This is a genomic window from Ciceribacter sp. L1K22 (assembly GCF_017599385.1).
GTDB lineage: Bacteria > Pseudomonadota > Alphaproteobacteria > Rhizobiales > Rhizobiaceae > Allorhizobium.
Genome location: NZ_JAGFPK010000002.1, coordinates 921,386 through 942,491 on the forward strand (window position 1 = coordinate 921,386; position 21,106 = coordinate 942,491).

At 57.1% G+C, this 21,106-nt stretch carries 23 protein-coding genes; 11 read left to right on the forward strand and 12 right to left on the reverse strand.

The window, feature by feature from the left end:
• Positions 1–111: 111 nt before the first annotated feature.
• Genes J5J09_RS22220 through J5J09_RS22235 form a run of 4 tightly spaced genes read left to right on the forward strand, consistent with a single transcriptional unit; the run spans position 112 to position 3,820 of the window.
• Entirely contained in the window at positions 112–987 is an 876-nt protein-coding gene (locus J5J09_RS22220) for a mitofilin family membrane protein (protein WP_246746037.1), read from the forward strand.
• Between the two features lie 12 nt (positions 988–999).
• Positions 1,000–2,568, forward strand: coding sequence for a heme biosynthesis protein HemY (locus J5J09_RS22225; protein ID WP_208554404.1), 1,569 nt, complete (start codon positions 1,000–1,002; stop codon positions 2,566–2,568).
• A 12-nt stretch (positions 2,569–2,580) separates the two neighbouring features.
• The gene (locus tag J5J09_RS22230) at positions 2,581–3,060 is read left to right on the forward strand and encodes a TerB family tellurite resistance protein (protein WP_208554405.1); all 480 of its coding nucleotides are present in this window, start codon (positions 2,581–2,583) and stop codon (positions 3,058–3,060) included.
• Positions 3,050–3,820, forward strand: coding sequence for a glutamine amidotransferase (locus tag J5J09_RS22235; RefSeq protein WP_208554406.1), 771 nt, complete (start codon positions 3,050–3,052; stop codon positions 3,818–3,820). Before J5J09_RS22230 ends, J5J09_RS22235 begins: the two co-directional genes overlap by 11 nt.
• Here the strand turns inward: J5J09_RS22235 and J5J09_RS22240 are convergent.
• Positions 3,778–5,013, reverse strand: a complete 1,236-nt coding sequence (locus tag J5J09_RS22240; protein ID WP_208554407.1) for an MFS transporter — start codon at positions 5,011–5,013, stop codon at positions 3,778–3,780. The two genes, J5J09_RS22235 and J5J09_RS22240, sit on opposite strands and share 43 nt — an antisense overlap.
• 141 nt (positions 5,014–5,154) lie before the next feature.
• Between J5J09_RS22240 and J5J09_RS22245 the strand changes: the two genes are divergently transcribed.
• Both J5J09_RS22245 and J5J09_RS22250 read left to right on the forward strand, forming a co-directional pair.
• Entirely contained in the window at positions 5,155–5,445 is a 291-nt protein-coding gene (locus tag J5J09_RS22245; protein WP_208554408.1) for a YggT family protein, read from the forward strand.
• An 11-nt stretch (positions 5,446–5,456) separates the two neighbouring features.
• Positions 5,457–5,765: a DUF167 domain-containing protein gene (locus tag J5J09_RS22250; protein ID WP_208554409.1), complete on the forward strand. Its 309-nt coding sequence runs from the start codon at positions 5,457–5,459 to the stop codon at positions 5,763–5,765.
• 3 nt (positions 5,766–5,768) lie between these two features.
• On the opposite strand, the gene ppa is transcribed toward J5J09_RS22250, so the two are convergent.
• A complete protein-coding gene (gene ppa, locus J5J09_RS22255) occupies positions 5,769–6,302 on the reverse strand; it encodes an inorganic diphosphatase (RefSeq protein WP_208554410.1) in 534 nt (177 codons plus the stop codon).
• A gap of 119 nt (positions 6,303–6,421) precedes the next feature.
• Between ppa and J5J09_RS22260 the strand changes: the two genes are divergently transcribed.
• Positions 6,422–7,057, forward strand: a complete 636-nt coding sequence (locus tag J5J09_RS22260) for a hypothetical protein (RefSeq protein ID WP_246746038.1) — start codon at positions 6,422–6,424, stop codon at positions 7,055–7,057.
• A gap of 17 nt (positions 7,058–7,074) precedes the next feature.
• Here J5J09_RS22260 and J5J09_RS22265 read toward each other — a convergent pair whose 3' ends face one another.
• The 3 genes from J5J09_RS22265 to J5J09_RS22275 form a co-directional block, all read right to left on the reverse strand.
• Complete coding sequence (locus tag J5J09_RS22265) at positions 7,075–7,581, reverse strand: GNAT family N-acetyltransferase (RefSeq protein WP_208554411.1); 507 nt, start codon at positions 7,579–7,581, stop codon at positions 7,075–7,077.
• 196 nt (positions 7,582–7,777) lie between these two features.
• Positions 7,778–9,607 carry a translational GTPase TypA gene (typA, locus tag J5J09_RS22270; protein ID WP_208554412.1) on the reverse strand — a complete coding sequence of 610 codons (1,830 nt, stop codon included), beginning with the start codon at positions 9,605–9,607 and terminating at the stop codon, positions 7,778–7,780.
• A gap of 155 nt (positions 9,608–9,762) precedes the next feature.
• A complete protein-coding gene (locus tag J5J09_RS22275; RefSeq protein ID WP_208554413.1) occupies positions 9,763–11,820 on the reverse strand; it encodes a M3 family metallopeptidase in 2,058 nt (685 codons plus the stop codon).
• A gap of 198 nt (positions 11,821–12,018) precedes the next feature.
• On the opposite strand from J5J09_RS22275, the gene J5J09_RS22280 reads away from it, so the two are divergent.
• Both J5J09_RS22280 and J5J09_RS22285 read left to right on the forward strand, forming a co-directional pair.
• Positions 12,019–12,441, forward strand: a complete 423-nt coding sequence (locus J5J09_RS22280; protein ID WP_208554414.1) for a hypothetical protein — start codon at positions 12,019–12,021, stop codon at positions 12,439–12,441.
• Between the two features lie 113 nt (positions 12,442–12,554).
• Positions 12,555–13,727: a multidrug effflux MFS transporter gene (locus J5J09_RS22285; protein WP_208554415.1), complete on the forward strand. Its 1,173-nt coding sequence runs from the start codon at positions 12,555–12,557 to the stop codon at positions 13,725–13,727.
• Between the two features lie 55 nt (positions 13,728–13,782).
• Here J5J09_RS22285 and J5J09_RS22290 read toward each other — a convergent pair whose 3' ends face one another.
• A complete protein-coding gene (locus J5J09_RS22290; RefSeq protein WP_208554416.1) occupies positions 13,783–15,003 on the reverse strand; it encodes an argininosuccinate synthase in 1,221 nt (406 codons plus the stop codon).
• A gap of 196 nt (positions 15,004–15,199) precedes the next feature.
• Between J5J09_RS22290 and J5J09_RS22295 the strand changes: the two genes are divergently transcribed.
• Both J5J09_RS22295 and J5J09_RS22300 read left to right on the forward strand, forming a co-directional pair.
• The gene (locus tag J5J09_RS22295) at positions 15,200–16,060 is read left to right on the forward strand and encodes an SDR family NAD(P)-dependent oxidoreductase (protein ID WP_208554417.1); all 861 of its coding nucleotides are present in this window, start codon (positions 15,200–15,202) and stop codon (positions 16,058–16,060) included.
• 60 nt (positions 16,061–16,120) lie between these two features.
• Complete coding sequence (locus tag J5J09_RS22300) at positions 16,121–16,762, forward strand: LysE family translocator (protein ID WP_208554418.1); 642 nt, start codon at positions 16,121–16,123, stop codon at positions 16,760–16,762.
• Between the two features lie 12 nt (positions 16,763–16,774).
• Here J5J09_RS22300 and rlmN read toward each other — a convergent pair whose 3' ends face one another.
• The 6 genes from rlmN to J5J09_RS22330 form a co-directional block, all read right to left on the reverse strand.
• Positions 16,775–17,980, reverse strand: coding sequence for a 23S rRNA (adenine(2503)-C(2))-methyltransferase RlmN (gene rlmN / locus J5J09_RS22305; protein ID WP_208554481.1), 1,206 nt, complete (start codon positions 17,978–17,980; stop codon positions 16,775–16,777).
• Positions 17,981–18,237: 257 nt separating this feature from the next.
• Positions 18,238–18,741: an invasion associated locus B family protein gene (locus J5J09_RS22310; protein ID WP_208554419.1), complete on the reverse strand. Its 504-nt coding sequence runs from the start codon at positions 18,739–18,741 to the stop codon at positions 18,238–18,240.
• 254 nt (positions 18,742–18,995) lie between these two features.
• Positions 18,996–19,376: a YkvA family protein gene (locus J5J09_RS22315; RefSeq protein WP_208554420.1), complete on the reverse strand. Its 381-nt coding sequence runs from the start codon at positions 19,374–19,376 to the stop codon at positions 18,996–18,998.
• A gap of 50 nt (positions 19,377–19,426) precedes the next feature.
• On the reverse strand, positions 19,427–19,729 hold the full coding sequence (locus J5J09_RS22320; protein WP_208554421.1) for a 4a-hydroxytetrahydrobiopterin dehydratase: 303 nt from the start codon (positions 19,727–19,729) through the stop codon (positions 19,427–19,429).
• 52 nt (positions 19,730–19,781) lie between these two features.
• Positions 19,782–20,375 (reverse strand): RNA 2',3'-cyclic phosphodiesterase, encoded by a 594-nt coding sequence (gene thpR / locus J5J09_RS22325; protein WP_208554422.1) that lies wholly within the window; start codon positions 20,373–20,375, stop codon positions 19,782–19,784.
• A 68-nt stretch (positions 20,376–20,443) separates the two neighbouring features.
• Complete coding sequence (locus J5J09_RS22330) at positions 20,444–21,097, reverse strand: arylesterase (RefSeq protein WP_208554482.1); 654 nt, start codon at positions 21,095–21,097, stop codon at positions 20,444–20,446.
• Positions 21,098–21,106 lie beyond the last annotated feature (9 nt).

Consider the following 21,106-nt stretch of genomic DNA (forward strand, 5'->3'; position numbering starts at 1 on the left):
GCCCAGGGCGAAAGGCGTAATACTGAAGCGCAGCCTCGCGGACCTTCCACGTCAAGTCTTCTGGCGGCCGGTATCGCGGGAGGTCTCGTTTCGTTGGCCTTGGCGGCGAGCATGTTCTACGCAGGGTTCTTGCCGCTGACATCTACGACAACAGACGGCGCAATGCCGGCGGAACTATCCGACAGGTTGTCGGCGGTCGAAGCTCGAGTATCGTCTCTCACCACAACGGGCGCGTCATCCGAGGCAACGGACCTTCAGCCTCGCATCGCTGCGCTTGAAACAGCGATCGACGCGGTTCGACAGGAGGCTTCCTCAGAATCAAATGAAGCGGCTATCTCGAGCTTGCGTGGCGAATTGACTGCTCTGGCGGAGACTCTTGGTCAGCTGAAGACGGTGGTGGAGTCCAACCGACAATCTGCTGAGACCACCGCTTCAAGGCTTGCCGAAGCGGAAAGGAAGATCGATGAGCCGCGAACAGACGTGGAAATGGCACGCGCCATCTCCGCAACCGCATTGAAAGCAGCGGTGGACCGCGGTGGCCCTTTCCTGGCGGAACTTGATACGCTCGCCGGTGTCGCTCCGGAAGATCCGGCGGTAGAAGAGCTGAGACCCTACGCAGCCACCGGCGTTGCCTCACGTGCGGAGTTGGTTCGCCGCTTTCCCGACGTCGCTAATGCGATCCTGGCGGCGATCCATCAGCCTGAGGAGTCAGACGGTATCGGCGCACGCCTTCTTTCAAGCGCATTTTCCGTGATCAAGGTTAGACCAGTTGGCAATGTCGACGGCGACACCCCGGAGGCGATCGTCGCACGCATGGAAGACAAATTGCGCAACGGCGACATCAAGGGCGCCTCCCTGGAGTGGGATACTCTACCGGAAGCCGGCAAAGCTGCGTCGAACGATTATGCAGAACTGCTTAAGAACCGGGTGACTGTCGAAACGCTGGCCGGCTCCGCAATGAGCAACGCCGTTAACACCAATGGCTGAGGAGAAGCGGCAGTGATCAGACTTTTAACGTTTCTGCTTCTCGTTCTGGCACTGGGCTTCGGCTTCGCGTGGCTAGCCGACCGCCCGGGTCAGCTTTCGATATTATGGGACGGCCAACTTGTAGAAATGAGCCTGACAGTGGCCGCGAGCTTCGCAGTGGCATTGGTTGCCGCCGTGATGATGACATGGTGGTTGGTCAGGACTATCTGGACGTCGCCCCACTCCGTTCGTCGCTACTTCAGGGCACGCACGCGGGACCGGGGATATCAGGCGCTATCCACCGGGCTGATCGCCGCAGGCGCCGGCAACGCTATCTTGGCTCGAAAGATGAGCGCTCGCGCTCGCGGCTTGCTGCGTGCCGATCAGGAACCGCTCATCCTCATGCTGGATGCTCAAGCCGCCCTCATCGAAGGCAAACAGGATGAGGCACGACGTCTCTTTCAGCAAATGTCAGAGGACCCGGAAACCAGAGAACTCGGTCTGCGGGGCCTTTACGTCGATGCGTCACGGCTGGGCGCGAACGAAGCCGCAAGGCAATACGCTGAGACAGCGACCGAACAAGCGCCGTATTTGCCTTGGGCTGCAAAGGCCACTCTCGAATACCGCTGCCAGAACGGTCATTGGGATGATGCGATCCGACTTCTCGACCAACAGCGAATTGCGCATGTCCTAAACCGCGCTGAAGCTGACCGTGTCAAAGCGGTGCTTCTCACCGCAAAGGCTGCCGATCAACTCGATGCGGAGCCAACAGCGGCTCGCGACAATGCCGTTGGCGCACTCAAGCTCATAAAGGATTTCGTGCCTGCCGCCCTCATCGCCGCCAAGGCTTATATGCGGGAGGAGAACCTCCGGAAGGCGAGTTCGGTTCTGGAGCAGGTTTGGAAGTTACAGCCCCACCCCGAAATCGCCGCCGCCTATGTCCGGTTGCGGAGCGGTGACAGTGCCGTTGACCGTCTCAAGCGAGCAGAGAAGCTTGAAGCTCTGAAACCGAACAATCCCGAATCGCTGCTGGCAGTTTCCGAGGCCGCCTTGGCCGCCACGGAATTTGGCAAGGCGCGTTCAAAAGCAGAAGCGGCTCTTCGCATGGAGCCGAGCGAGAGAGTGTTTCTCTTGCTTGCGGATATCGAGGAGGCGGAGACTGGAGATCAGGGACGAATACGGCACTGGATGGTGAGCGCGCTTAAGGCCCCGAAAGATGCGGCCTGGGTGGCTGATGGCCATGTCTCGGAGAAATGGTTGCCGGTATCGCCGGTCACCGGCCGGCTTGATGCCTTCGAGTGGAAGGTTCCTTTCGATCAAGTTGGCGACGTGTCCGACAGTCACGAAAAGGCCAAGGACGCAGTCGCGTCCTTGCCACCCGTCACGGTGACCGAGGAAGCCGAACCGCAAGTGACCGTCGCTCCCGGTGCGCTGTCTCCGATCGACACCGAGAGCGAAATGCACGTGGCGACCACCGCCTCCCCCGCGCCGGAAGAGACAAAGGAAATAGCCCCCCCCTTCTTTGGACGGCCGCCGGATGACCCCGGTGTGCGCGATCCGGATCGTCCCGCGTCGACCAAAACACGATTGCCGTTGTTTTAGAGGAAGCACTCGATGTTCGAACGCCTCCAGACCTTTATCCAGAGCCTGACGACGGACGACGACAAACTCATGTTCACGCCGGATGATCCGCGGGTCGCGGTCGCGGCTCTCTGCATGCAGGTGATGGAAGCGGACGGCGTGGTGAGACAGGCGGAAAAGGAAAAGCTTCGAAGCCTTTTGAAGGATAGATACAGCCTCACTGAAGCCGAACTTGACGCCCTCGTGCGGGCTGGGAAAAGAGCCGAGAATGAGGCGATCGACTACTACCGGTTCACAGCTGATCTGAAGCGTCATCTTGACGAAGGACAACGCCTGCAATTGGTGCGTGCGCTCTGGGACTTGGTTTATTCCGACGGGGAACGCAGCGAGATCGAAGATCACGTCGTATGGCGGATCGCGGATCTGTTGGGCGTTTCTGATCATGATCGCGTGCGGGAGAGACTGAGCGCTGCGGCCAGAGCGGAGGGGACCGGAGACGAAAATGCTCGATGATCCGTCCAGGCGGCCGGGCAAGGCACCCATCTTGATTGTCCTGCACCAGGAACGCTCGAGCCCGGGACGGGTCGGGCAATTGCTGGAGGAAAAAGGATATCGACTCGATATCAGAAGGCCGGTTCTTGGCGATTCCTTGCCAGATACGTTGGCTTCTCACGGCGGCGCGGTAATCTTCGGCGGGCCGATGAGTGCGAACGACCCGGACGAGTTTGTTCGTCGCGAGATAGAGTGGCTGGAGGTTCCGCTCAAGGAAAACAAGCCGTATATCGGGATTTGCCTTGGAGCCCAGATGCTTGTGCGTCATCTCGGCGGCAAGGTTACGGCAAACCCGGATCAGTCCGTTGAAATAGGATGGTACCCTATAAGGCCCACCGAAAAAGGGCGGCTCATTATGCACTGGCCAAAGATGGTATACCACTTTCATCGTGAAGGCTTTGACCTGCCACGCGGCTGCCAACTGCTGGCGCAGGGGGATACCTATCCGAACCAGGCCTTCAGGTTCGGTGAGAACGCATGGGGTATCCAGTTTCACGCGGAACTCACGCGGGCGATGATGCAGCGCTGGGTGGTTCACGGAGCACATCGGTTCACGTTGCCGAACGCTCAAATGGGACGCGAGCACCTCGAGGGAAGGATGTTGTTCGATAGCCCCCTGCGGTCTTGGCTGTCTCTCTTCCTTGACCTTGTATTCGAGGGCCGCGACGTTAAGGGGAACTACCTGGAAGGCGCGTCCAATGCGTCGATATTCCGCAATTGAGGAAAACGCGCGGCCCAGATGGCTGCGACCGCAAGGGTGCCGAGACCCCCGAAGACGACCGCTGCAATCGGACCGATGACCGAAGCCATCGTACCTGCGCGAAATTCGCCGAGTTCGTTTGACGCCCCGACGAACACCATGTTGACCGCATTCACCCGGCCTCTGACATCGTCCGGGGTCCAAAGAGCGATAAGCGTTTCACGGACATAGACGGACGCCATATCCGCTGCCCCCATCAGCATCAGCGACAGGATCGACAACCATGCGGTTTGCGACAGGCCGAAGATCACTGTGCCCGCCCCGAACAAGGCAACGCCGATGAACATGAAGGCACCGGCATGGTGTCGCAACGGAAAGGCGGCAAGCCAAATGGCGACAACTATGGCACCGACACCTGGCGCTGCCCTCAGCAGTCCCAATCCCCAAGGCCCCAGAACAAGGATGTCCCTTGCAAAAACGGGCATCAACGCAACGGCGCCGCCCAATAACACCGCAAAAAGATCCAGTGAAATGGCGCCGAGAACGACCTTTTCAGAGCCTATGAAACGAAAGCCGGCCAAGATCGACCCCCAGGTCATTCCCCTTGAAATGCTCCGTTGGGCAGGCTTGGGAACCATAAAAACAAGCATTGCAGCCGCGACGAAGAAGGCCAACGCAACGGAATAGGCAACGATTGGGCTCGCGCCATAGAGCAGACCGCCGGCCACCGGACCAACAATCGAAGCGGTTTGCCAAGACGAGGAATTCCAGGCGACAGCGTTAGGAAGATCAGCGGCTGGCACCAGATTGGGGGCCAGTGACTGAACAGCAGGCGCCATGAAAGCGCGCTCTATGCCAAACACAACCAGAACGGCAAAAACAGCAGCTGGCGCGAAGGTGCCGGTCGCGGTCAAGCCGAGCAGGGCTGCCCCACAAAGCGCGCTGACGACCAAACAGATCGCAACGATCGCGCGTCGGCTATAGCGATCCACAACCGATCCAGTGACAAGTATCAATACAAGCGATGGCAGGAACTGAGCCAGGCCGATCAAGCCAAGATAAAGCGTATTGCCCGTTACATCGTACATCTGCCAGCCGACAGAGACACTGACAATCTGCGTCGCAAACGTGGCCAGAAAGCGCGCCACAAAAAAGCGGCGGTAGGCGACGTGACGAAAGGCAGCAAAACGATCGACTGGGGAAACGGGTGACATCACTGACTTTCGGAACTGCCCCCGTCATCGTTCGCGACGGTTCGTCGGCGTTAAACATGATTTGCGAACCATTGCCCGGCGCCACTTGCCCGTTCAGTCGCCAATGTCTACATCACTGTCAACAAAGAAATGGAGAAGACAATGCTCGCGCTGTTTCAGACGATCGACCTCGCCTTGACCATCTTCACCTGGATCCTCATCGCAAGCGCCATTTTCTCCTGGCTCTATGCGTTCAATGTGATCAACTCGAACAACAGTTTCGTCAACTCGCTCGGCACATTCTTTTACAACGTCACTGAACCGGTCCTTCGCCCGATCAGGCGTTTTCTGCCAAACCTCGGTGGGATAGACATCTCGCCGATCATCGTGTTGCTGATCATTTTCTTCCTCCGCTCCTTGATGTGGAACACGATCTATCCGGCCGTTGCCTGACAGGCTCTGACATGCCCTACACCAAGGCGTCGGATCACATTCGCTTGAGAGTCCGATTGACGCCTAATGGAGGGCGGGACGATCTCGACGGTCTGGAGCGCAACTCCGCCGGAGAGGCCTACATTAAGGCTCGTGTTTCAGCGGCTCCAGAAAAGGGACGGGCAAACAAGTCCCTTGTCGAACTCTTGGCAAAGCGCCTCGGCGTTCCGAAGTCGCGTATCACCATGATATCGGGCGATACATCCAGACAAAAAATCCTCCGTGTCGAGGGCGACACGGAGGAAATTTCAAGAACTCTGAACGAACTACTTCAGGCCTGAGGCCTATTTCGTCTTGTTGTAGCGGTCGATCGCCTCAACGATGAGCTGCTTGGCAACGGTGACGTCCTGCCAGCCGCCGATCTTCACCCACTTGCCGGGCTCCAGATCCTTGTAATGCTCGAAGAAGTGCTCGATCTGCTTGAGCGTGATTTCGGGCATATCGGTGTAATTCTGAACCTTGTCATAGCGCTGTGTGAGCTTGTGCGATGGCACAGCGATGATCTTTTCATCCTTGCCGGAATTGTCTTCCATGACCATCACGCCGATCGGGCGCACATTGATCACGCAACCCGGAATTAGCGGCCGGGTATTGCAGATGAGGACGTCGATCGGATCACCATCTTCGGAAAGGGTGTGCGGCACGAAACCGTAGTTACCCGGATATGTCATCGGCGTGTAAAGGAAGCGGTCGACGATCAGTGCCCCAGCGTCTTTGTCCATCTCGTACTTGATAGGATGACCGCCGACAGGAACTTCGACAATAACGTTGACATCTTCCGGCGGATTCTTGCCAATGGCGATAGCATCGATGCGCATTTTTGACCCCGTGGGCGTGTTGAATTCCCCGGTTACGTAAAGCGAAAGATGACGCAATGCAACACGGCTTTCCGTCTACGGCGACTTTGCTCTACGACGGCCGTAAACGAGAGGGGCGAATGATGGAAAAAGCGGCACGACGCATCACTCAATGCACAATCTTGGTTTTGGCGATGCTCGCAACGCCGCTTCCGGCCTCAGCGAACGATAGCACCTATACGGACCTCGATCTTGATCGGTGCGAGACACTCGCAGCGGACGACATGGGAGCTTCCCTCAAGTGTCGAGGCTTCAAAAGCTATCCCGTCTACTTCAAGGAGGGCGACCTGCGCCAGAGCGTCTTTTACGGTTACGCTGACCAGCAATTGATCGACGGCGGCTTTGAATCGTTCGCCCCCTTCAACCGGGTGCACACGAAAATCGAGTGGCGGCTTGATGCGACCGGAAAACCTTTCGCGGCGATTCACCGCTGGTTTTTGGAAAACCCTGGACCGGATGGTTCGCCGACGGACGAAAGTACGGGTCAGGTTCTCGTTGTTTCCCGGGTAGCAAGCAAAGGAGACGGAGCCGCCTGCTTCGTGGCCTTGGTTGACGCTCTTGCCAACCCCGACGCTAACGCGTTGGCGCGCGAAGCCGCCGATGAACTTGCTCCCTCCTTTGCATGCGGAATGGAAGAGCCTATGTGGATAGGGAAACGCGGCGACAAGGCGTCTGACCGAACATTTTCTTGGCCTAAAGGATATGTCGTCGAGTAATCTGCCAGCACGTGCAGCTATTGCCAGATAAACCCAAGCTTTTTCAGCCTGACTTCATCAAAGTCCTCGTTCCCTTCAAGAGCGTCAATTCCTCCGTTCGAGCGGAAGAAGCGGACAGCGTTGTCGCTATCTTCAAGGCACCAGACAACCACCCCCCGGCACTCAAGGAACTTAAGGAGCCGCTTGGCCTCCGTGAAGAGTGTGTGCCCCAATCCTATCCCCTGATACTCCGGACGCATATAGAGCTCGTAGATTTCGCCCTCTTGAGGCAGGGCACGGGCCCTATTGAGGCCGACCGTCGCATAGCCAGCTATCGTTCCCGCTACGTCGGCGACAAGGACGGTCGCAGGACCGCGCACGGCTTTCCTCCACCAGGCTTCACCACGACGTTCGATCATGCGGGTAAGGGCACGATGCGGGATAATGCCCGCATATGCGTGCTGCCATGCGAGCCGATGCGCTTCTGAAATGTTCCGAGCATCCTGCGGCTCGGCAGGACGCACATCAATGGACAACGTCGTCATAACGTCACTCTGGTCCCGCGGTGGAAAAAGAGCCATTCCGCCAACTCACGGAATCCTCTCTACCCACAGACTTCTCATTCGGGCGAAGGCAAGAAGCTTAACGCTTTTTTAAAGACTGCCGCAAGGCCGTACCAGGCGCACAAACAAAAAGGCGGCCGAAACTGCGGCCGCCTTACATTAAAATTGGATGGATTTATCAGCCGGTGGCGGAAGCCTTGGCCTTTTCCATGCGCTTGCGGTCGTTCGCATCCAGGAACATCTTGCGCAGGCGGATCGACTTCGGCGTCACTTCGACCAGTTCGTCGTCCTGGATCCAGGACAGCGCGCGCTCGAGCGTGAACTTGATCGGCGGGGTGAGCTTGACGGCTTCATCCTTGCCGGCGGCGCGGATGTTGGTGAGCTTCTTGCCCTTCAGGACGTTCACTTCCAGATCGTTGTCACGCGAGTGGATGCCGATGATCATGCCCATATAGACCTTTTCGCCGGCGTCGATGATCATCGGGCCGCGGTCTTCCAGGTTGAACAGGGCATAGGCCACGGCTTCGCCGGCTTCATTGGCGAGCAGAACGCCGTTCACGCGGCCACCGATCTCACCCTTGTAGGGCTGGTAGTCGTGAAACAGACGGTTCATCACGGCCGTGCCGCGCGTATCGGTCAAGAGTTCCGACTGATAGCCGATCAGGCCGCGGGTCGGAGCGAAGAAGACAAGACGAACGCGATTGCCGCCCGACGGACGCAGCTCGACCATCTCGGCCTTGCGCTCGGACATCTTCTGGACGACGACGCCGGAATGCTCTTCGTCGACGTCGATGACGACTTCTTCGATCGGCTCCATCATCTGGCCGGTCGCTTCGTCCTTGTGCATGACGACGCGCGGACGCGACACGGCAAGCTCGAAGCCTTCGCGGCGCATGTTTTCGATGAGAACGGCGAGCTGAAGTTCACCGCGACCGGACACGAAGAACGAGTCCTTGTCGGCCGACTCTTCGATCTTCAGCGCAACATTGCCTTCGGCTTCCTTGAACAGACGATCGCGGATGACGCGGCTCGTGACCTTGTCGCCTTCGGTGCCAGCCAGCGGGCTGTCGTTGACGATGAAGGACATCGTGACGGTCGGCGGGTCGATCGGCTGGGCCTTCATGGCTTCGGAAACAGCCGGATCGCAGAAGGTGTCGGCAACGGTGCCCTTGGAAAGGCCTGCGATGGCAACGATGTCACCGGCATGGGCTTCCTCGATCGCCGTGCGCTCGATACCGCGGAAGGCGAGAATCTTGGAGATGCGGCCCTGCTCGATGAGCTTGCCGTCCTGGCCGAGAACCTTGACCGCTTGGTTCGGCTTGATCGAACCGGCAGCGATGCGACCGGTGATGATGCGGCCGAGGAAGTTGTTGGCTTCGAGGATCGTGCCGATCATCTTGAACGGGCCTTCTTCGACCGTCGGCGCCGGAACATGCCTGACCACCAAGTCGAGCAGCGGCTTCAGGCCTTCTTCCTGCGAACCGTTTGGATCGGTGTTCATCCAGCCGGAGCGGCCCGAACCGTAGAGGATCGGGAAGTCGAGCTGTTCGTCGGTCGCGTCGAGCGCGGCGAAGAGGTCGAAGACTTCGTTGACGACTTCGTCGATACGGGCATCCGGACGGTCGACCTTGTTGATCGCAACGATCGGGCGAAGACCGACCTTGAGCGCCTTGCCGACGACGAACTTGGTCTGCGGCATCGGGCCTTCGGCCGCATCGACGAGAACGATTGCGCCATCCACCATCGAGAGAATGCGCTCGACTTCACCGCCAAAGTCGGCGTGGCCGGGGGTGTCGACGATGTTGATACGGGTGTCCTTCCACTCGATCGACGTCGCCTTGGCGAGAATGGTAATTCCGCGCTCCTTTTCAATGTCGTTCGAGTCCATGACGCGTTCCATCACGCGCTGGTTCTCGCGGAACGAGCCGGACTGCTTGAGGAGCTCGTCGACGAGGGTCGTCTTCCCATGGTCAACGTGCGCAATGATCGCGATATTGCGGAGGTTCATATCCAAGATCTCTGATGGCTGGGGCGCAATACGGGAGAGAGGCGCCGATTTACTTTGGCGCGCTCATACCCTGTTTTTTGCGTTTGCGAAAGGGGTAAACACCCGAAACGCCGGCGATGGTTACCGCTGACGGCACATTTCAGGCGCCTGCAAACCTAAGCCGCAAGGCCTTTCTTCTTCAGCATCGCCTCAGGGCTCGGCATTTTTCCGCGAAAGGCCTTGTAGGCATCTTCGGGATCCACCGAACCGCCGGAAGCATAGATATGCGTTTTGAGCTTGTGGGAAGTTTCCGGGTCGAACGGATTACCGCTCTCTTCGAAAGCGGAGAAAGCGTCCGCATCCAGCACTTCCGACCACATGTAAGAGTAGTAGCCGGCCGAATAGCCATCACCTGTAAAGACGTGCTGGAAGTGCGGTGTCGCATGACGCATGACGATGGAGGCGGGCATGCCGATCTTTTCCAAAACCTCCGCCTGCACGGCCATCGGATCTTCGACAGCCCCGCGCGTGTGAAAAGCCATGTCAACAAGCGCGGAGGAAGTAAACTCCACCGTATTGAAACCTGCATTGAACGTGCGTGCAGCGAGTAGCTTGTCAAGAAGGGCCTGCGGCATAGGCTGCCCCGTCTTGTAATGAACAGCGTAGGTCTTCAAGATTTCCGGCACAGTCAGCCAATGCTCGTAAAGCTGCGACGGCAGTTCGACGAAATCGCGGGACACACCGGTTCCGGACACCGAGGGATAAGTGACGCTGGAGAGTATGCCGTGCGCTGCGTGCCCGAATTCGTGAAACAGTGTGCGGGCATCGTCGAGCGACAGGAGCGCGGGCTTTCCGGACTCAGGTTTGGCGAAGTTGCAGACATTATAGATGATGGGTAATTCGCCCTTCAAACCGTTCTTCAAAGAAAGCCGGTGCTGGGACTGGAAGCTGCTCATCCAGGCCCCCGATCGCTTCGAGGGGCGAGCGAAGTAGTCCCCCATGAAGAGGGCGACTAGGTTGTCATCGCCATCGCGGATTTCGAAGACGCGAACATCGGGATGATATGCCGCAACATTATCAAGGCGCACGGCACGTATTCCGAAAATACGCCGCGCAACATCGAAACAAGCCTCAATCACCTTTTCAAGCTGAAGATAGGGCTTCAACTCTGCTTCCGAAAAGTCATACTTCCGGGTCCGCAGCTTTTCAGCATAGTGCCGCCAGTCCCAAGGTGCGACGGCGTGGTTCCGCCCCTCCTCGGCGATCAATTGCGCCAGTTCCCGCTCCTCCTCTCTTGCCCGGGCAACCGCTTTCTCCCAGACCTGCATCAGTAGGCCGTTTACCGCCTCCGGCGTCTTGGCCATCGTGTCGTCAAGCTTGTAAGCGGCGTAACTGCTGTAACCGAGCAGCGCCGCCTTCTCCGCTCTAAGGCTCAGCGTTTCCGTGACAATTGCGCGATTGTCCGTCTGTCCGCCGTTTGCTCCACGCGAAACCCATGCGCGAAACGCCTGTTCGCGAAGATCGCGCCTTTCGGAAAACGTCAAGAACGGCTCGATCACCGATCGGGAGAGGGTAACTGCATAAGGGGTCTCGGCACCACGAGCCTTTGCAACGGCAGCCATCGTCTCAAGAAGAAAATCGGGTAAGCCAACCAAATCAATCTCGTGAAGGGGCAGGATCCAGTTCGCCTCGTCAGCCAGAACATTTTGGCCAAAACGCGCACCCAGACCCGCCAATGTCTCGTTGATCGTGGCAAGACGCTCCTGCTGGACAAGTGGCAATTTTGCTCCTGAGCGTACAAAGCCTTTCCAATGCCGCTGCAGGACCCGCTCCTGCTCCACCGATAAGGATAAGGATTTACGGACGTTCCAAAGTGCGTCGATGCGCGCAAAGAGGACCGCGTTCATCCCTATCCGGGAGTAGTGCCGTGACAGCTTGGGGGCGATATCGCGTTCCAGAGCCTGGATCACGTCGTTGGTATCGGCCCCTGCCCTGTTCCAGAAGAGCGCAGATACCCTCGACAGCCCGTCCCCGGCAACCTCCAATGCCTCGATCGTGTTCTCGAATGTCGGCTCGCTGGGGTTGCCTGCAATCGCATCGATCTCGGCCTGATGCTCGCGCATCGTGACCTCAAATGCGGGAGCAAAATCGGCGACTTTCACAAGCTCGAAACGGGGAAGTCGGTGCAAGCCATCCCAGTTTGTGATGGCTGGATTCTGAATTTGTGGCGACATAAAATTTCCTCGCGGCCTGTTTCTGGCATCGCTTTCAATATCGAAGATAGTAATCTGTAGGGTCGAGCGCAATCGTTGGCCTTATCGGAAAGCGGTGGATAACAATAAAGAACAAGAACGGGCACTTGGCGTGGAATTGCAGCAAGACAACGAGCATATTAGACTGTCGATGGTCATGACGACTGACGAGATAAATCCATGGAAATATACCCCCTCCGCTATACTGGCCTCCCGCTGCAACGACAGCCAGAGAAGAATGCGAAAGAGGAACTATTTTCCTACACCGAGCGAGCTGAACTGCAGGGCCTGCGGTTCACCGAACACCTCGAACAGGTCAAGATTCAATCCAATGTTCTTACCCACCGCGAATTGAAGCAGATTGCGCAATCAGGCTTTGAGAGTGGGTTGATTGAACTTGAGACTTATCGGCAGTTGGCAGCCCAATTGCCATTGGAGGCAGTGGACGCTCGCGGTCAGGTTGTCGATCTTTCGACAGTAACCGATGATACACCGTTCGACTTTGCTGAGTACTACAGAAATCAGATGGCAATCGCTCGAACATTGGGCGACGAGGAGTCGTACGACGTGCTGAAAGCGGCACTCACGTTCCTTGAAGGCTAGGACGCAGACCGGGAAATAGATTGAAGGACTGCGCGACTGCACCTAAGACGAATGCGTCTTCACGCAACCCGCCCCTCCTTTTAAAAGTTGTCTTGGTCATGTCAAAATCCGCTATGAGCGAACGTCGCACGTCACTGATCGGCGCGCTTCTGACCATGATCGGCCCCATCTCCATGTCGATTTATACACCTGCCATGCCGCAACTGGCCGACGCATTTGACACGAGTGATTCGGCCATAAAGCTAAGCCTGTCGCTTTACTTCGCAGGCTTTGCATTGGCACAATTGTTGTCCGGCCCCTGCTCCGATGCGTTTGGCCGAAAAAAAGCGACACTCGCATTTCTCGCCGTGTATCTTTCCGGAAGCCTGGTTGCCGCGTTCGCTCCTTCGGTCGAACTGCTGCTGGCCGGACGGCTTGTGCAGGGCGTAGGAGCATCGGTTGGTGTGACCGTCTCACGCGCAATTGTCCGAGATCAGTTCGCAGGCTCGGAAGCCTCAAGAATTCTGAACACGATCGGCATCATCTTGGCTATCGGTCCCGCCGTGGGCCCGACACTCGGTGGCCTTGCGCTTACGGCATTCGGCTGGCAGGCCGTCTTTCTCCTGATGATTGGCTTCGGGTTGTCGAGCATAGTCGTTGTCCACTTCGCAATGCGCGAAACGGCAATCGCGGACCCCCGGATGATCTCTCCCAGCCGACTCTTTGGCGGATACATGACGCTCCTCTCCGATGTCCGTGTGGTTTGCCCCGCCCTGATCCTAGGTGGTTGCGTCGGTGCTCTCTACGCACAGGCAACGATGTTACCATTCGTGCTCATAGACGAGGTGGGGCTAACTCCGGCCCAATTTGGTCTTGCGATGCTCATGCAGACCGGCGGCTATTTCGCGGGATCCGTAACATTACGCTTTGTTGCCAGGAAACTCCGGCCGGGACATGCGCTCAGATTGGGGCTTGTCCTTGCTGGCCTTGGTGGGCTGATGATCTTTCTCTCAGCACGCCTGATTGAACCGAGCTTCCTGTCAATCATGGGACCGGTAGCAATATGCTCATTCGGGATGGCCTTCGTGATTCCCGATATAACGACCGCCGGCCTTTCTCCTCATCCTGCCATCGCAGGCTTCGCCGCAGCATTGCTGGGTTTCGTCCAGATGAGTTGTGGCTTCCTTGGAGGCGTCGCAGCGGCATGGCTTGCCGAACCACTACAGGCCTTTGGAACGATCATTCCGCTGATGGAACTGATGGCTATCCTTGCCTATCTGTTTATGCTTCGCGCGACATCCGCTTAAGAAAAAGCCCGCCTCGGAGCGGAGGCGGGCTTTTCGTCGGCAGCAGACGCCGTCATCAGCTCATGTTGCGTTTGGCCAGCGTACGGAGGCGGAGCGCGTTGAGCTTGATAAAACCAGCGGCGTCCTTCTGGTCGTATGCCCCCTGGTCGTCCTCGAAAGTAACCAGCTTGTCGGAGTAGAGCGACTTTGGCGACTCGCGACCGATAACCATCACATTGCCCTTGTAGAGCTTGAGGGTGACCTCACCTTCGACATGCTCCTGGCTTTTGTCGATCAAGGCCTGCAACATTTCGCGCTCGGGCGAGAACCAGAAGCCATAGTAGATGAGCTCCGCGTACCGCGGCATCAGTTCGTCCTTGAGGTGCGCTGCGCCGCGGTCCAGCGTGATGGATTCGATCGCGCGGTGGGCCGAAAGCAGGATTGTACCGCCGGGAGTCTCGTAGACACCACGCGACTTCATGCCAACAAAGCGGTTTTCGACAAGATCGAGACGGCCTATGCCGTTGTCGCGACCATAGTCGTTGAGCGACGCCAGAAGCGCGGCAGGGCTCATACGAACGCCGTTGATGGAGACGGCATCGCCCTTTTCGAAGCCAATCTTTATGATGGTCGCTTTGTCGGGAGCGGATTCAGGCGAGATCGTGCGCATGTGCACGTACTCGGGGGCCTCCTGGGCGGGATCCTCCAATACCTTGCCCTCGGAAGAAGAGTGAAGGAGATTGGCGTCAACGGAGAACGGCGCTTCGCCCTTCTTGTCTTTGGCGACAGGAATTTGGTTCTTTTCCGCAAACTCCAGCAAATCTGTCCGGCTCTTGAATGACCAGTCGCGCCAGGGAGCGATGATCTTAATGTCGGGGTTCAGCGCATAAGCCGACAATTCGAAACGGACCTGGTCATTGCCCTTCCCGGTCGCGCCATGTGCGATGGCGTCAGCGCCGGTCTTCTTGGCGATCTCAATCAGGTGCTTGGAGATGAGCGGGCGGGCAATGGAGGTGCCAAGCAGGTACACGCCCTCGTAGACTGCGTTCGCCCGGAACATAGGGAAGACGAAATCGCGAACAAACTCCTCGCGAACATCCTCGATAAAGATCTCCTTGATACCGAGCATCTCGGCCTTTTTCCGCGCCGGTTCGAGCTCCTCTCCCTGACCGAGATCGGCCGTAAACGTCACGACCTCCGCGCCAAGCTCGGTCTGCAACCACTTGAGGATGATTGAGGTGTCGAGACCGCCGGAATAGGCGAGGACGACTTTTTTCACGTCTTTGATGGGAGCCATGATACTGTCCGTTCAAGTCTTGGAAGCGACAAACGCCGCAAGAGAATGGGGCGCACTTTTAGCGAGATTATCGCGCCTTGCAAGGCCGTCCCCCGAAAGGCCCCCGTGCTTGGCGGCTGGGGAAGCCGGCAAGCGTTTGACGGAGGAACGGTGCCCTCCTATCTCTTTCCACCAAGGCTACGTGAGGGAGATCGGGATGAGCCGGCGCGATGAGGTGTTCAAACAAGGGAAAGTGGCCGTAATCACCGGTGGAGCATCCGGGATCGGCTTTGCCGCGGCAGAAACATGCGTGGCGCATGGGATGCATGTGGTCCTTGCCGATCTTGGCGGGGAAAAGCTCACGACCGCGAGCGTCCTTCTCGCAGCCCACTCCAAACCGGGTACACGGGTCACGCCAATCGCGACGGATGTCGGACTTCCGGCCTCGATTGAGTCCCTGAAGCAGCGCGTTGGAAGTGAATTCGGTCCAGTACACTTTCTGATGAACAACGCCGGCATACAACCCGGAAGCGGGATTTTCGGCCCGACTGCGAACTGGGACAAGGTTCTTGCCGTCAACCTGCTCGGCGTAATCAACGGTTCGAGGCTCTTTGGACCCGACATGATCGCTCATGGCGAGCCCGCGATTATCGTCAACACCGGCTCGAAGCAGGGTATTACGACGCCACCGGGGGATCCCGCGTATAACGTCGCCAAGGCGGGCGTTAAAGCGTTTACTGAGGCGCTGGAACATGAACTGCGCAATCATCCGGAAGGAAAAGTGTCGGCACACCTGCTAATACCAGGCTTCGTCTTCACACCGTTGACCGCAGGCGATCGCACAGAGAAGCCCACGTCGGCATGGACGCCGCGTCAAACGGTTGATTTCATGATGGAGGGTCTCGATCGTGGGGACTTTTACATCCTCTGTCCAGACAATGAGGTAGACCGCAGGACGGATGAATTACGAATGAAATGGGCCGTTGGTGACATTGTCGAGAACAGACCGCCCCTTTCGCGCTGGCATCCGGAATATCAGGAAAAGTTCGCTGCATATCTCCGGAGCGGCAAATCCTGATTGGCACAGCGGATTGCGCAGTATAAGCCACCGCTACAGCACAGACTCCGGACCTTGGCCATGGATTTCATACCCAACCTGACGACGATTGCCTCGTTCAGTGTCGCGATCCTTCTTCTTGCGATTACGCCTGGCCCTGACATGACACTCTGGATCAGCAGATCGCTGAGGGATGGAAAAGGCATTGGCCTCATGACGCTTGCCGGAACCAGTTTCGGCATCTCCATCCACACTATGCTGGTGGCGTTTGGCATTTCCGCATTGATCGTCGCATCCCCGACCGCATTTGCGATTCTGAAAACCGGGGGCGCGGCCTATCTGTTATGGCTGGCTATACAAGCAATCAGGCACGGCTCCACCTTCGTCGTCAGCACCGACAAGCAAAAAGAAAGCAGCCTGACAGGGGCGTTCCTCAATGGTCTGGGAATCAACCTTTTGAATCCGAAGGTCATCATCTTCTTCATGACGTTTCTGCCGCAGTTCGTCACGTCCAGTGATCCTCACGTAACGGGGAAGCTGTTGTTTCTGGGGCTGTGGTCGATCGTTCTATCGCTGCCGCTCGGCATAGCGATCGTACTGGGAGCCAACTTCCTATCGACTTGGCTGCAACAGAACAGACAGTTCCTACGTGCCTTGGACTACACGTTCGCGGGCGCGTTTTCGATCTTCGCTATGAAGATTTTGACGACGCAGGCGCGATAAACAGAAGGGTGCTCAATCGTCCTCGCCATGATTTGCGATCATCATGGCCTCGAACGCAAGGCGCTCGGTCTTTCGCATCCGTTCGGATTCGGACTTCAACTGTCCACAGGCGGCGAGAATGTCCCTACCGCGTGGCGTTCGGATGGGGGAAGCGTAGCCAGCCGCGTTGATGAAATCGGCGAACTTTTCGATCTGCGCCCAATCGGAGCACTGGTAGTTGGTCCCGGGCCACGGATTAAACGGAATCAGGTTGATCTTCGCGGGCACGCCTTTAAGCAGTTGGATAAGGCCTTTTGCATCTTCGAGACTATCATTGACGTCCTTCAGCATCACGTATTCGAACGTGATCCGACGCGCATTCGACAGGCCGGGATAGTTGCGGCAGGCTTCTATAAGCTCCTTCAGCGGATACTTCTTGTTGATCGGCACCAGCAGGTCGCGGAGGTCATCCCTCACCGCATGAAGGGAAATGGCAAGCATAACGCCGATCTCCTCGCCCGTGCGGTAAATCTCCGGCACGACTCCCGAGGTCGACAGTGTGATACGGCGTTTGGAAAGCGACAAACCATCCCCGTCGGAAGCGATGAGGAGCGCTTTTTTCACCTCCTCGAAGTTGTAGAGGGGTTCCCCCATTCCCATCATGACAATATTTGTCACCTTGCGATCGCTAGAAGGGATCATGGCACCCTGCGGCACATCGCGGTCAGGAAAATCACCAAGTCTATCGCGCGCGAGGAGGAGTTGGGAGAGTATCTCTTCGGCCGTAAGGTTACGAACCAGGCGTTGTGTCCCAGTATGACAGAACGAACACGTCAAGGTGCAGCCGACCTGGCTCGAAATGCACAGCGTTCCCCGTCCTTCTTCCGGAATATAGACGCTTTCCACCTCGACCGGACGTCCAGCGCCTCGCGGAGGAAAACGTAAAAGCCATTTGCGCGTGCCGTCGTTGGAAATCTGCTCTTCCACAATCTCGGGACGCGCAATCGTGAAATGCCGTTTCAGAACATCTCTCAAATCCCGAGATACGTTTGCCATCGCATCGAAGTCGGATATTCCGCGAACATACAGCCAGTTCCATATCTGGCTTACACGCATCTTGATTTGGCGCTCCGGCACGCCGCACCCCCGCAGCGTTTCGCCCAACTGCTCGCGATCAAGACCGATCAATGATGGTAGCTCCGACGACGCGGAGCCGAGCGGCGGAGCTACTGGAGCCATCCTCGCAGCAAAGACCGTCTCTGTGGCCATCACATTTTCCTTTTTTTGGATCAAATCGAATTCTTATTCTTTGGCGCAAGGCCGGAATGACAGCAGGGTACGCAACGCAGCGGACAGTTCCGTCACTTTCATACGTATCTCGCTAGCTAACGTGGTTCCATTAGCAGCTATTGTTGGTTGGGTCACGTGGTAAGCCAAAACGAAAAAAGCAACCATGGACCTAGCCCATGGCTGCTCTTCGTTATTGTTTTCAGCGCTTACTTGCAGCTTTCGATTTTCTGCAATGCAGCCGAGATACCCGATAGCGAGTACGTATACGAAGTGGCGGTACCGCGCGCAGACGTTGCTTTCACACTCATCGAACGCCCCGACTTCATCGCGGAGACGAGAGCCGGCTCCTCAGCCGCGTTCTCGACCCAGGCAGCCGTATCCTTGGTGAACATAACGAAATTCTTGCCGTCGATGCTGACGTTGACTTTCGACGCTTCTTTAAGCGGATAGCCCATCATCGCCTGCGGTTCATACGAAATGTTCTGGCCAGGTCTTTGCGAGACGATAAAGAAGATATCCCCATGGTTCACCGATGCCGGCTCCTTTGCTGTCGGCACAGCCAGGACGTAACAAACGGTTCCGCCATTAGCCTTGTAGGAATAGGCGCCCCAAGCCTTGAACTGCTCTATCCGTGTCGGCGACTGGGCAATAGCCACGCCGAAGCTTGCCAGAACGATTGCGAGTGCGGTGGTGGTACGTCTTACAAACATGATTCCCTGCCGGTTGCTCTTCCGTCTGTCCGGTTTCGAATTCTCGGACCTCTCTTCGTCAAAACCGTCTTCAGCTTAGCTTAAGTTTGGTTAGCAAACTGTGAACGAGCCGAGGAAGACGACCACTGCGTCCCGTTTGAGGTCGATGAAGTGCGAAAACGGTGGCAACTCGACTCCCTTCGAGCGACCAATCAATGACACAGGCGATGGAAACAGAAGGAATAGGGCAAGAGTTTGACCTCGACCGCCCTCAGTTAGCTCGAAAGGCTTTCCTCTGCGAGCGCACGGTCAGCGGCAGTGTAATGCTCGGCCGTCATATGACCGCGAATAAGGGCGATCGCGGTGGTAAGCACGGCGATGTCGTCGGTAAATCCAACAAGAGCAAAGACATCAGGCACCACATCAAGCGGCAACACAAAATACCCGAGAGCGGCGAGCAATATACCCCTCACGCGAAGCGGTGTCTGCGGATCGGTTGCGCAGAAGAACGCAGCAACTAAATCTCGGCCAAAGGGGATTTGCCGGAAAGCGCGTTTCAAAGTCGGCCAGAATTTCGCGCGAACATCGCGCTCGCGACGGGTCTGGGTATCCTCATCACCCGGCAGGAGAATTTCTCCGATCTTGACATCGTCCATCAGCTAACTCCCGGTAAGAGGCTTGGATATGGTGCGAGCCGTCGAGAGTTTCAATCCGTTCGCCGAGCGGCATCCGTCATCGCGGAAGCAAGCTTGATGTCGAGTTCCGTCAATCCCTTCACGACATGTGTGGTCAAACGAACGCTGACGCGTGAATACACGTTGAACCATTCCGGGTGATGGTCCAACCGTTCGGCAACAAGAGCACATCTCGTCATGAATGCGAACGCTTCGGCGAAACTGCCGAACCGGAATTCCCGAACGAGAGCATCTCCATTATCGGCCAATTGCCAACCGTGCAGTTGTGACAATGACTCCCGCAAGGCTTCAGGCGTCAAAATTGCATATGCCATTTAAGCCTCATGACCTTTGGTCCCTGAACGTGGCAGGCTAGCTACGAATGGACTATATCATACTCTTGAGAGGCTCCTCAGCTCTACTGGAGAGGCCGAAGGCGGGAGCGGTCTCATGCAGGGGAAATACCTCCTCAGTCAGGTAAGGGCCGCCGCCAACGGAATCTCGAGAGGAGAGAAGGACGAACCGTGGTACGACGAAGGGTCCTGTATGGAAATTACCGCGACCGCTCAGATACTGTACGACATCATCAAGGCGAGTATTCTTCATCCGGGCCAGCGTGACATGCGGAGAGAACTTTCGCGGATCTGGCGGCAAGCCAATACGCTGGCAGATGCGCTCTATCTCGCCCTGCAGGGCAAACATCTCCGGCGTAGGAGAAACACCAGCCCATATAGAATGAGGTTTTTTTGATCCAAACGAGCCAATCCCGGTAAGTTCCAGCCTGAACTCCGGTCGCTCGATGCGATCCAAGCGGTCAACAATCTCGTCAGCGGTTCGTCCGTCCACATCACCGATGAAACGAAGAGTAATGTGATAGTTTTCGACGTCGATCCATCGTGCTCCGGGAAGACCGCCCCGCAAGAGTGAAAGGCTGAGCGCCGCGTGACGCGGGATTTCGAGGGCGGTGAATAGTCTCGGCATGCGAGATCTCCCCGAATCTTATTGCAGACGCTAACAGCGAATCACGCAACGCAAATTGCCGCAAGCACTTATTTGGCCTTTTCCAAAATCTCTCCAACGAATGTCTCGACCAGTGGCATCATCCGCTGCGTCATGACGGCGACCCCGTCGGCGTTGGGATGCATGCCGTCCTCCAACTGAAGCTCCGGTTTGGTGACGACGCCGTCAAGGACAAAGGGATACAGAGGAAGGCCAAAAGTGCTTGCGAGTTCCGGATAGATTGCGTTGAAAGCTTCGCCGTATTGCGAACCCATGTTCGGCGGCGCCAGCATTCCGACCAGGAAAACCGACATCCCGCGTTCCTGCAGCCGTTCTATGATTGCGGTTAGATTTGCCTTCGTTTCGGCAGGTGATAGTCCACGCAAGGCGTCGTTTGCACCGAGTTCCAGGATAACACCATCCGTGCCGTCCGGTACCGACCAATCGACACGCGAGAGACCGCCTGAGGTCGTATCGCCGGATACGGCCGCGTTCGCGATTTCCACGTTTAAGCCTTTTTCCCGCAGGGACTTCTGAAGCTGTGCTGTGAGGGACTCATCCGGCGAAAGCTGGTATCCCGCCATCAGGCTGTCCCCTAGCCCAACAAGCTTGACGACACGATCTTGCGACTTCGCGGGCAGCAGCCCCGACAGCAGGCAGAACGCTATGACGCCGATTTGAAGAGCCGAAGCTTTAAAAGCCATATCCGCTTC